Source organism: Calditrichota bacterium, assembly GCA_016867835.1.
Classification (GTDB): domain Bacteria; phylum Electryoneota; class AABM5-125-24; order Hatepunaeales; family Hatepunaeaceae; genus VGIQ01.
This window is the reverse complement of record VGIQ01000097.1, coordinates 1-11,099: the sequence shown is the minus strand read 5'-3', so window position 1 is coordinate 11,099 and position 11,099 is coordinate 1. Positions and strand designations below refer to the sequence as shown.

General features: G+C 58.0%; 8 protein-coding genes. 5 read left to right on the top strand and 3 right to left on the bottom strand.

What is annotated here, in order from left to right; translation table 11 throughout:
• Window positions 1–1,592: choice-of-anchor D domain-containing protein (locus FJY67_09420; protein MBM3329671.1), on the bottom strand; the 1,592-nt coding region annotated here is incomplete at its 3' end.
• A 105-nt stretch (window positions 1,593–1,697) separates the two neighbouring features.
• On the opposite strand from FJY67_09420, the gene FJY67_09415 reads away from it, so the two are divergent.
• The 5 genes from FJY67_09415 to FJY67_09395 all read left to right on the top strand — a co-directional run bounded on the left by FJY67_09415 (window position 1,698) and on the right by FJY67_09395 (window position 8,762).
• On the top strand, window positions 1,698–3,038 hold the full coding sequence (locus FJY67_09415) for a hypothetical protein (GenBank protein ID MBM3329670.1): 1,341 nt from the start codon (window positions 1,698–1,700) through the stop codon (window positions 3,036–3,038).
• Between the two features lie 27 nt (window positions 3,039–3,065).
• Window positions 3,066–4,352, top strand: coding sequence for an HlyC/CorC family transporter (locus tag FJY67_09410; GenBank protein MBM3329669.1), 1,287 nt, complete (start codon window positions 3,066–3,068; stop codon window positions 4,350–4,352).
• 14 nt (window positions 4,353–4,366) lie between these two features.
• Window positions 4,367–6,325: a hypothetical protein gene (locus FJY67_09405; GenBank protein ID MBM3329668.1), complete on the top strand. Its 1,959-nt coding sequence runs from the start codon at window positions 4,367–4,369 to the stop codon at window positions 6,323–6,325.
• A gap of 108 nt (window positions 6,326–6,433) precedes the next feature.
• Complete coding sequence (locus FJY67_09400; protein MBM3329667.1) at window positions 6,434–6,910, top strand: hypothetical protein; 477 nt, start codon at window positions 6,434–6,436, stop codon at window positions 6,908–6,910.
• A gap of 97 nt (window positions 6,911–7,007) precedes the next feature.
• Window positions 7,008–8,762 carry a hypothetical protein gene (locus tag FJY67_09395; protein ID MBM3329666.1) on the top strand — a complete coding sequence of 585 codons (1,755 nt, stop codon included), beginning with the start codon at window positions 7,008–7,010 and terminating at the stop codon, window positions 8,760–8,762.
• A gap of 261 nt (window positions 8,763–9,023) precedes the next feature.
• Here FJY67_09395 and FJY67_09390 read toward each other — a convergent pair whose 3' ends face one another.
• Entirely contained in the window at window positions 9,024–10,769 is a 1,746-nt protein-coding gene (locus FJY67_09390) for a T9SS type A sorting domain-containing protein (protein MBM3329665.1), read from the bottom strand.
• On the bottom strand, window positions 10,766–11,099 hold a 334-nt coding region (locus tag FJY67_09385; protein ID MBM3329664.1), incomplete at its 5' end, for a T9SS type A sorting domain-containing protein. The genes FJY67_09390 and FJY67_09385, both read right to left, overlap by 4 nt.

The following is an 11,099-nucleotide window of genomic DNA, read 5'->3' as shown; positions in this document are numbered from 1 at the left end:
AAGGTGAAGCCGAGCGCGCTGCCGTGGGCGCCAAAATTGCGCACCACATTGCCTTCCATATCGACCGCACCGATCCGGCCCTGGCCGTAGGAACTGCCCCACATCCACTGGTTGTCGGGGTCAAAGCCCATACCGCTCAAGGTGTTGAACGGGCCTTGATACTGGGCAATCACGTCGCCCGGATTGTCGCGGCGGGGGCCGCCGTCGGCGTTGCGCAGTTCGCGCCCCGACGCGTCGCGGCGCTGGCCCGGCTCGCGGATAATGGCATGGCTGATCTCAAAGTTGAGGTCTGAGCCGCCGCCATTGGCAATGTTAATGATGTGTTCGTTAGTCTCGCCGGTGCTCAGTTCATCCTCAATGGCTTGAGGATCGACGGCGATCTGCGGAGCGGAAATGCCGCGTCCGGTCAGACCGACAAAGAAGTTGCCGTTCTCATCGGCGTTGACGGCGTTGCTGGAGATCCAGCCGGTATCTTCGTAGCCGCCGTCCTGCTCGGGACGGAAGGCTACATCGAACTGAATCTCCTCGCCTGAGGCAATGGCAAACTCCCCTTGGAATTCCGGAAGCACAAAGGCTCCATTGTCGTTGCCCCAGCCGGTAATGACGAGTTCTTCGCTGCCGGCATTGGTCAGAGTGACGTTGATGACACCTTCCTGACCGACATAGACATCGCCGAAGTTGAGGGCTTCCGGATTCAGGACAATGCCGGGGCCGTCGAACATAATCCAGCGATTGGCGATCTCAAAAACGTCACCGTCGGCCACCGAGCCGTTGCGGAAGATGATGCTGGCGCCCACCTGTCCGTTCGGGCTTTCGAAGCCGACGTTGATCGAACCTTGATGCGCCCCTTGCTGGGGGCCGTATTGAATCTTCAGATGCCCATTGGCGCCATTGATCACCAACTGGGCGGTGTGCCGGATGGCGTTGTTGCCGTAGGCTGAGATGTTGTGGTAGGTTACCACTGCCAAACCTTGCCCATCCGACCAGAACCAAATCTCGGTGCCGCCGTAGCCAGGATGGAGGTCATAGCCCATCATGATGATGACGCTGTTGACCCCGCCGGCATTGGGCGGCTGGGGCATCGGGTAGTCCGGATTGCCATAGTTGGCATCGAAACTGACCCAGCCGTTGGAGCAGACCCGCAACGAACTGTAGTTCTGCCCGTAGTAGTTGAAATTGAATCCAAGGTTCATCACCCCCGAAACCTGGTCATCGCCGAGATTGATCGCTTGCGCGCCTTGGCGATTGCGGATGTCGATCCAGTTGAATTCGACCCCGGCTTCGTTCCGATCGCGCCAACTGTAGTTGTCGGCGTTGTCCACACCACGTCGGTCGCGACGCGGCAAAACGCCGCCGCCCCGGGCCTGACGGCCCAGGTAGTCGCTATACCAGGCATCCTGTTCGGGGGATAAACCTGCAGGTGAGAGTTTGGCCGGGAAGATGACCTGGTTTAGATAGGTCTCTTCGTCCAGCCCGGCGAGAGGCGCAACCTGCGTCATCTGATCGGCGGCTGCCGGAGCAACAACGACGAACATAGCGAGCAGGAGCACCGCGAGCGAGAGCAAGCGAACCCTTAGCATACCAACCTCCATTTTATGATGCTATGGTTTGTATGTCGATATTCAGGCCGGAGTTAAGGCACTCAGCGCCGGCTTGAGAAGGTCCTTGAGGTACGCTCAGGCGGCGGCCGTCACCCCGTGATGCCGCTGCTTAGCGTTCCCAAATCGCACCTAATATACGAAACAAATCCCCCCCGCGCAAGAGTCTGGAGCGTTTTTCTCAAAAAAAGTTTCAGCCCGGTGACGATAATGCCTGTCCGTCATAGTCCGGCCTGTCTCCAGACGGCACATGTTCAGGCCATCTGCAAAGGTCAAGATAGACAATATGACCTCCTTGTAAATGACCTGCATCACAACCTATATTGTCTTTTGGGCGGCTTAAGCCCTCCACTGACCATTCCTTTATATTGTGGGCCATCCATCTTCACCATCGCCAACCGGGGCAGTTATCCCCGCTCACCGCTACCGCCGCGTCCGTCGATCATCGAGCGCGCCATCGCCGGATGGCAGCGCGGCACCATCAGCGATGCAGACCTGGAGCGAGCGTTCCAACGCAGCATGGTCGAATCGGTCGCCGAGCAGATCGCCGCGGGCGTCGAGGTGGCTTCGGACGGCCAGTGCCGGTGGGACGGCCCGGCGGAGTTTATCCTGCGGCATCTGGCGGGATTCGAATCGCCGCCCGACCGGCTGCTGACAAAGAGTGCTACCACAGAGGATTCGACCGGCATCCCGGCTGACGGGGGTGCAGTTTCGCCCATCACTTCCCGTGCGGTCGGCCGGGCAATGTGGCAGCGTCCGATCCTGATAGATGACTTTAAGTTCCTTAGCGAGCGGTCGCCGATCGATCTGCGGCCGACGCTAACCGGTCCACTTAGCCTCGCGCGGTTCGCCGACCCGGACTCCTATTGTAAGGATAGAAAGTTCGAACTGGCAATAGATCTGGCAAGGGCGCTGGCGCGCGAAATCGAGGGTCTGGAGGCGGCCGGGGCACATTACATACTGATCGAAGAGCCGCTGGTTACGCCGGCGGATACAGCGGACTCGCTGTTGGGTGAAGCCGCCGCCATTCTCTGTCAGAATCGCGCTATCGCAGTGATGCTGGCGGTCAGCGGTAGTTGGACCGAAGCGATTGAGCATCTGACCACTCTTCCCTTTACCGGGTTTGCATTCGACCTTGTCGATGAACCGGGAAACGACGATTTGGCCAACCGACCGGGGCTGATGCCGGGTCGAATCCTCGAACTCGGACTGGTGAGCGGTCGTAGTAAGCGTATCGAGTCGGCGATGGAGATCGGAATGGGGCTGTTGCGCTTTGCGGATGTGCATGATCCGGACTTGATTTGGGTCGGGCCGGCGGCGCCGCTCGGGGGACTGCCGCGCGACGTTGCCTATGAGAAACTATGCCGGATCACCGAGGCGGTTAACTGGACGCGGCGGGAAATGGCGCGCCGCGAAGGCGAGCCTGGGACGGCAGCGTGAGTTGGAACCGGGTTCGCGACGGCAGCATTGAACGCTGATCTCATCCTTCCGGCGCTGCTCGGTGCCGCACTGTTCGGTTCCGGGCTATTCTCCGCGGTCGAGACGGTCTATCTCACACTCGACCGGATTCGCTATGCCGCGCGGGCGCATCAGGGCGATAAGGTGGCGCTGCTACTGGAGTCCGCCGACCGCGAACGGACGCGGTTCTTTACTACCGTCCTGTTTGCCAATACCCTTGCCAATGCAACCTTTGCGTCGCTTTTTGCCTTGGTCTTCACTGCTTACGGCCTCTCGGCGCAAACGATTCTGATCCTCTCGCCGCTCATCAATCTCATTATCGGGGAGACGATTCCCAAGGTGCTGGCTCGGCAGTCTGCCGACCATCTGGCACGAGCGGCGCTAATAGCCTACCGCGGAACATACTTGGCAACAGTCCCGATTGTAATGGCGATGTTGTATCTGGTCGAGGTAATCCGAAGACGGCTCGGCACACCGCAAGACGAAGTCTGGTTCCTGAGCCGCTCCGACCTGACCGGGACTTTAAGCGACGCCGGGCAGAGCGGACTGCTTGAACCGAAGGAAGTGACGATGCTGCACCGGTCGCTGCGGCTCTCGGAACTGCGCGTCTTCGATCTTATGACTCCGCGGACGGCACTGACGGCAGCACCGGTTACGGCCACCGTCGCGGACCTTAGGCAGTTGATGGCTACATCGCCCTTCAAGCGCATCGTCATCTACGGGCGGGATCTCGACGACCCGCTCGGGATCGTTCAGACCAGCGATTTGCTGACCCTCGACAATGGGGGCGACACGGCGGAGTTGAGCAGCATCCTGAAACCTCTGGCGACGGTGCCGGAATCGCTTCCGGTCTTGCGGCTTACCGGAGCGCTGCGAGAGCAGAATGCCCGGCTGGCCGGGGTGATCGACGAATATGGCGGGCTGGCCGGAGTGGTCAGCATCGAAGACCTGGCCGAAGAGTTGGTCGGTCCTATCGCCGAGGAGACCCGCTCACCCGGACCGGGATGTCTCCGACTGACCGACCGCACCTATCTGATCGACAGCCGGGTGCGGTTGAGTCACCTTGGAACCTATATTCCACTGGTACTGCCGGACTCGGAAGCAGTGAGCGTCGGCGGCTGGATGGTCGAACTGGCCGGCGGTGACATCCCCGATGCCGGACAGGAATTTCGCATTCCAGGAGCGACGCTCCGCGTCATCGGAGCCGATCCCCGCGGCGTCAAACGAGTCCGGCTGACGCTCGAACGGCACTCATCTTTGCCCGACCGGGAGGGCAGGAGACCGGCGAAGGCTTGATTTGAGGCTTGTCGATGCTTATTTTGCAAGTCTATGCCAGCCTGAGAGGTATCCCATCGAGAAGGGGCTGTCTCACGGGCCATTCGGACCGGCATCAAGTCGTCGTTTCATCAAAAATACATACTGTTCCTGTTACTAATCAGGGAAGCGGAGTTGCGCCTGTGATGATGACCACCCTCAGAAGCCAGATGAAGACGATTCTCTGGATTCTGGTCGTAGCCTTTCTCGCCACCATTGTCTTCAGTTGGGGCATGGGCGGCTTCAAAGACCGTGAACAGCCGGGCATTCTCGGCATGGTGAACGGCGACGAAGTCACCCTTGAGAAGTTCGAACTGATCGCGCGCCGTAAGGTCGAAGCCGAGCAGCGCAAGGAAGGCGGGCAACTCGACGCCGACAAACAGAAGCAGTTGCGCGAAGACGTTTGGGACGAGCAAGTTGAACGGATGTTGAAGATGCAGGAAGCCAGCCGGCTCGGCATTGAGATCACCGACCGCGAGATCGCCCACATCGTCGAGTTCTATCCCCCCAACGAGATTCGCTCGGTCGAGTCGTTCCAGCGCGACGGGCAGTTCGATCTCAACCTTTACCGGCAATTCCTGCGGCGTCCGGAGGCTGCAAGTTTCCTCCTGCAACTTGAAGAGTCGGTGCGCAACTATCTGCTCGAGCAGAAGTTACTCTTTCAGGCCACCAGCGCCGCGGACGTTACGCCGGAGCAGATTCGCGATGAAGTCCGGCGCGGCACTTCGACGGCTAAACTGCGCTTCGTCTTCGTTCCCAACGACAAGGTCGAATTCGACTCGAGCAGCGCAACCGACGAGATGCTGCAGCGCTATTACCGCCTTTTTCCCGACCGTTACAAGCAATATGCCCAGCGCCGATTTGCCTTTGTGAAGTTCAAGGTTGAACCGTCGGGTCAGGATTCGATCGAAGTCGAGAACGAAATCGAGGAGTTGCTCACGGAACTTCAGAGCGGAGCCGATTTCGAAGCGCTTGCCCGGCAACGGTCCGAGGATGCGGCTTCGGCCGAGAAGGGCGGCGACCTCGACTGGTTCGGCAAGGGCGCTATGACGCCGAATTTCGAGGAAGCCTGCCTTAAAGCCCAGATCGGTGAAATCGTCGGGCCGGTGCAGACCAAGTTCGGCTTGCACATCATCCGGGTCGATGAGAAGAAGGTCGAGGATGGCGAGCCGAAGATGCGGGCGCACCATATCCTTCTGAAGTATAAAGCCTCGCCCGACACCCGAGACGAGGTCTATAACACCGTTTATGCCTTTGCTCAGGACGTCTCCCAGAGCGGCTTCGATCAGAGCGTTGCCGAAAGCAACCTAAGCGTCGATACGACCAAGGCGTTCTCCGAAGCGGGCTATATTGCCGGGCTGGGGCGGATGCGGATGGCGGCAGAATTCTGCTTCAACAATCCCGTCGGGACGGCGAGCGAAATCTATCCGATTCCAGACGGCTACGTCGTCCTAAAGATCGTCGAAGCGACCGACGAACGCGTCAAGCCATTCGACGAAGTGCGCGACCAGATTCGCCGAACGCTCATCAAGACGCTGCGTCAGCATCGCGCAGCCGCCGCTGCCGCCGAACTGCGCGGGCAAATGGGCGGTCCGCAAGATCTTGAGGCAGTAGCACTGGCAGCCAATTATCCGGTCTATGTGACCGATGACAGCATGAAGACAGAAGGTAAACTGCCCGATGGCGTTCGTGCCGATAAGGACTTTATTACCAAGGCTTTCCGGCTAAAGGAGGGCGAACTGTCGGATGTCATCGAAGGCCGCAACGGCGCTTATGTCGCGGTCGCCGAAGCAAAGTTCGACATCGAAGAGGACAACGTCCGGGCCAACTACCCGGTCGTCTATATCAACCTGGTGGGCAAGGAACAGCAGGCCGTGGCGCAGAACTGGGTGCGTGAACTGCGCATTGCCGCCGATATTAAGGACTATCGTTACAGGTATTTCCGCGACTTCTGATTGGTGCGCCTGGGGAGAAGGGGTCAAAAACGCCGGACGAGGACGTCCGGTGTGCATTAATCGAGGTTTTTCAACGGACTCAATATAGTATCAGTCAAGGAAGCACGTATGAGACTCCTCAGATTGCAAATCGTCCCGTTGGCAGCGCTGCTCGCCTTCAGCGGCTGCACCTTTATGACCAATGAGGAGCGGCTGATCCGCGAAACGGTGCAGCAACTGCTCACCGCAGCGCAGAACAACGACGAGGATGCCGCTCATGCGATCCTGCTCGATGTCAACGGCTTTATGACCTTGAATCCGGATGCGGGCGTCCGCTCCGACGCGGCGGCTTTCAGTGACGCCGTCCTCTCGGACCTGATCACCAACTTCCGGAATATGGTCAAGTTCATCGACGGCAAGGAAGTGAAGGTGAAGCGGTTTCACCTCGGATCGCAGTGGTATCAATACAAGGGCTTCCCAGCCTTCAAAGAGAGTCAGGCGACCATCTCGGTTGAGGGCGAGAGCGCCGATTTCACCATTCGCGGCATGGTCAAAATAAACAATCAGTGGCGGGTCGTCGATCTGTCGGATAATGGGCTTTTTTGATGGAATAAGGGAAGAGGTATAAGGCAAAGTCAGGCAGGTGGAGTTTGGTCGAAGGATGCACGCCTTCGCCAGGAGCGGCAGATGGCAGGCAATCCGTATGTCTATTGCGCACTTACTTCCTGGTTCCGGAATCTCTCCATCTACACTTAGGCGGCGTATTATCTTACAGGCAGGCCATTCGTCAAATTTCCTCTTCCATCTTCCCGCGTCCATCATCCTTCTCCTTACCAACATCTGCCTGATTCTCTTCGTCCTCAGCCTTCTGCCTTCGGCTTTTATATCGGCTCAACCGGGCTGGCGGCAGGATGACGTCGTCACGTGGTTTGACGGGCGAGATGCTCGATCGGCGGATCTGACCGACCGGGAAGTCGTCGTTGCGACCGGTGGAGGTCTCATTCGGCTCGAACGGGCGACGGCTCAGCCGATCGATCCGTGGGCAACGGGAGTCGGTTGGGATAGAGCACTCCCCCTGTCCGGCGGTCGGATAGTCCTGTGGCATCCCGAGTCGCGGACGATCTGGCTTGCTGCGCGGGACGCGCTGCTCTACTATCGCTGGGACATTGAGCGATGGGCCCGGCTCGAGGGTGTAGCGGGCGGCGAGATTACTTCCCTTGGCGACGCAGGCGACCTCGTGATAGTCGAACAGGGCCGCCGACTGCAGGCTGTCAACCCTCCATCATACCATCTCTATACTCTTCCAGCCAGGTTCGACACCTCCGGCATTCGCTGGCAGGGGCGCCGCCGCCTGCCGCCGTCCGAATTTCCCTTCTACCACCCAACCGATATCGAATACGGCTTCGACCCATCCTCCGGCGGGGCTATCAACGACCTGCAACTGAACGTCTTCCGACCAGTGTCGGAGCGCTTCGATCCCGACTACCGAAGACGCTATATCTGCTATCCGGGGCTGGGTATCGCAGTCGCCGACGAGCGCACCGGCTGGATCGAGGTGCGCGAGCCCGGCCCGGCGGGGATGGATGTCCAGGCATTTCACTTTATGGACCAGGGTCAGGTATGGATCGGGGGAAACAACAGCGGTGCGCGGGAAGGTCCCGTCATCTGGAACCGGAGGACCGGTAGGTGGAAGTCCTTTGCCCCGCGCGCGACGCCGGGCCTTGAGACGGGTGCAGTCCGGGCTATTGCCGTCTATGGCGGGGCGCTTTATCTGGCTGGAAACGCCGGACTTGTCCTGACCGACCTGAAAGGCGTCAATTTCCGGACGCTGACGAGGTTCGACGGGCTGCAGGGGGGTTCGCTGCGGGCGCTCTCCGTCGCGGGGGGGTGGCTCTACATCGGCGGCGACCAGGGCGTAAACCGCTATGCCTTGCCCAAGGGCCCAATGTTTCGCTCTGGATCGCCGAAGGTTGATGATCTTCGCACCTCGTCGTTCGCCACCGACGGAGATACGGTCTGGGCGGGAGGATTGCAAGGCATCTGGCGCAGCGTATCCGATGGGCGCTGGTCGTTCGTGAGCGGCGAAGAGACGATCGGCGACGAAGCCGCGTTATCGCTGGCTGTTACAGGGGAGCATCTCTACATCGGCGGGCCACGCGGGATCCGGATACTTAACCGCCGGACGGGCGATTGGCGGGCGATTCCCGGCGAGGTCTTCCTCGGCGGCGAAGCGCCGCTGGCGCTCCTGCCCGCCGATACGAACCTCTGGGTCGGGACCGAGCTGAGTCTGTATCGTTATGACTTAAAAATCGGCGAGTGGGTGCGGTTCGGGACTCGGGAGGGCTTTCCGGTCGGGCGGGTGAACCAGTTGGCGATCGAGGGCGACAGCCTCTGGGTGGCGACGCAAAAGGGGCTAACGAGATTCCTCTGGAACCGCCCCGGCCGGCAGGAAGGGTAGAATAAATCTCATGCATGGGCGAATTCCTATTCGCCCACTTGCTCACTTCTCCTGCTCTTTTTCGCTGGCTTCCCGACTCACACTCCTCGGTGGCTCCCCGATTTATCGGGGGAACATTGTTGGGGCGGATTCCTAAACTTCCATTTCAAAGCGCCGCTTCGTAAGCCCCGCCCTGCGTCAGGCAATCGGTCGCACCGCTGCTATCATAAACGAATTGGCAACTACATCTTGCGTTGCCAAGCCAAGGCTGAAACGCCAATCCTACTTGATCAGGACCGCCTTCACAACTCGGGATCGACCCGCCGCTTCAAAGTGAATGAAATAGATGCCCGCGGGATGCGATGAGCCATCCCATACGACGCTGTGCCTGCCGGGATCGAAAGTTCCTGACACCAGAGTCGCCGCCTCAGCCCCGGCAATGTCGTAGATAGTCAAATTTACTGCCGTTTGCCAGGGAAGTTCATAGCGAATCAGCGTATTCGCATTGAATGGATTGGGCGAGACACTTAACTCCATCTCGTAGGGCGGGATTCCGATCCCGCCGTCGTCGGGGACGGCGAGCGGAACGCCGCGACCGGAAAGGGTAACATCCAGCGAGGTTGTGTCAGCGTGAATGGTCAGTAGAGCGGAGTATTCACGATTGGTATCGGGATGGAAAAGGATTGGGATGTCGAGCGTATCCCAGGGGAAGAATAGAACCGGCAGGGCATATTGGACGCTGAACGCAGGATCGCTTGCGGTGATCGAATCGACCTCCGTCCACCTCCGGCCTGGGTTGGAAAGACGTAATGGCAGTAAGACCGAATCCCCGACTAGAACCTCACCGAAGTCGAGGAGAGTGTCGGAAACGGCGATCAACTGCGGGAAATCGACAGGGTCAGGCTCGGTGCGGGCGAGAAAACCACCCTGATAGGGTCCGCCGTCGGCAGTTCCGCAGACCACATAGCCGCCGTCGTCCATCAGAATCACAGATGTCAAGTCGCCTCTCGCCCAGTCTCTGCGATTACCTTCCTGATAGAGACCGTAGCGCCTGCCCCACAGATACTCGCCATTGCAATCGACGCGCATTTGGATTAGGTATTCACTTCGTGAATTTTTGCCTACTGACACAAATCCGCCATCAGGGGTCTCTTCCACATCGTAGATGAAGTCGCCATTTTCTACTTCGTCATAAATGCGGCTCCATATCACTTCTCCATCTGAATCGATTCGCACAAGCATAGCATAGCGATGTGAAGCAGCTTCACCATAACGGTGAGTTCCAGCAAGGCACCATCCACCGCCCGATGCAGACGCAACACTTAGACAGAGATCTTCAAGTTGTGTGCCATTGGTGTTCTCCCATTCAATCTCGCCATTTACATCGACTTTTACGGCATAAAAATCGTCTCCGCCGTTCCCAATTCTGGCGGTAATTCCAGCAAAGAGATAGCCACCATCGTCGGTCGCAAGGCAGTCCCAGAGGCCGGAATTGAGCGATCCCCCCACATTCTCATACTCACGACGCCAGATGATTTCTCCTTCGTTCTCATCGCCTACCTTAAACGCGAATCTACCACCTGTCACTATGATATCGCCATCATGCGCGGGAATGCTTCCATATCCTCCAAATCCTCCCTCATACCTAGACTTAGACCAAATTGAATCCAATCTAGAATCTACCCTGACGGAACCTAGTCCCCCCATAAAGTAGCCGCCGTCAGGCATGCGGCATGAGGAATAAGGATATTGCGCTACTACTCGATTGGCAGGATCATATGTTCTAACTTCAATAAGCGCTCCCTCAGAATCAATCCTACAAATTTGAAATGCTCTACGACTGGGTGCGCCAGAAGCAACTACAAATTCGCCATCTTCTATTCTAAAAATATCTATTCCATTACTTGTATTCGTGGGAAATGATGTTGTCCATACAGTATCAGGCTGTGACAGTCCCAATCCAGGCAAAAACGCGATTAGGGCGCAGGCGGCGAAAGCCGCCTGCGCCTTGATCATCAAGCGATTCATTTTAGATGCAATGCCATTTGCGACCTTACTTCGTTGCCAAATTTCGCCTGGATGAGATACAGACCTGCTGGATAACCGACAGCATTCCAGAACGCTTTGTGCTGACCAGCGACGAAATGTTGTGTCCGAGTCGAAACTTCACGCCCCGAAAGATCGAAGACGGATACCTCTACATTCCCCGGTTCCGGCAGGGAGAAAGAGATAACCGCAGACAAATTGAATGGATTGGGATAAATCTGGATACTTTTACCACTCAACGCAGCTTCAATATCATTATCAGATTTCGGTGCTGAGAGTTCTTGATGAAGGTAAAATGCTCCTATGTCACTG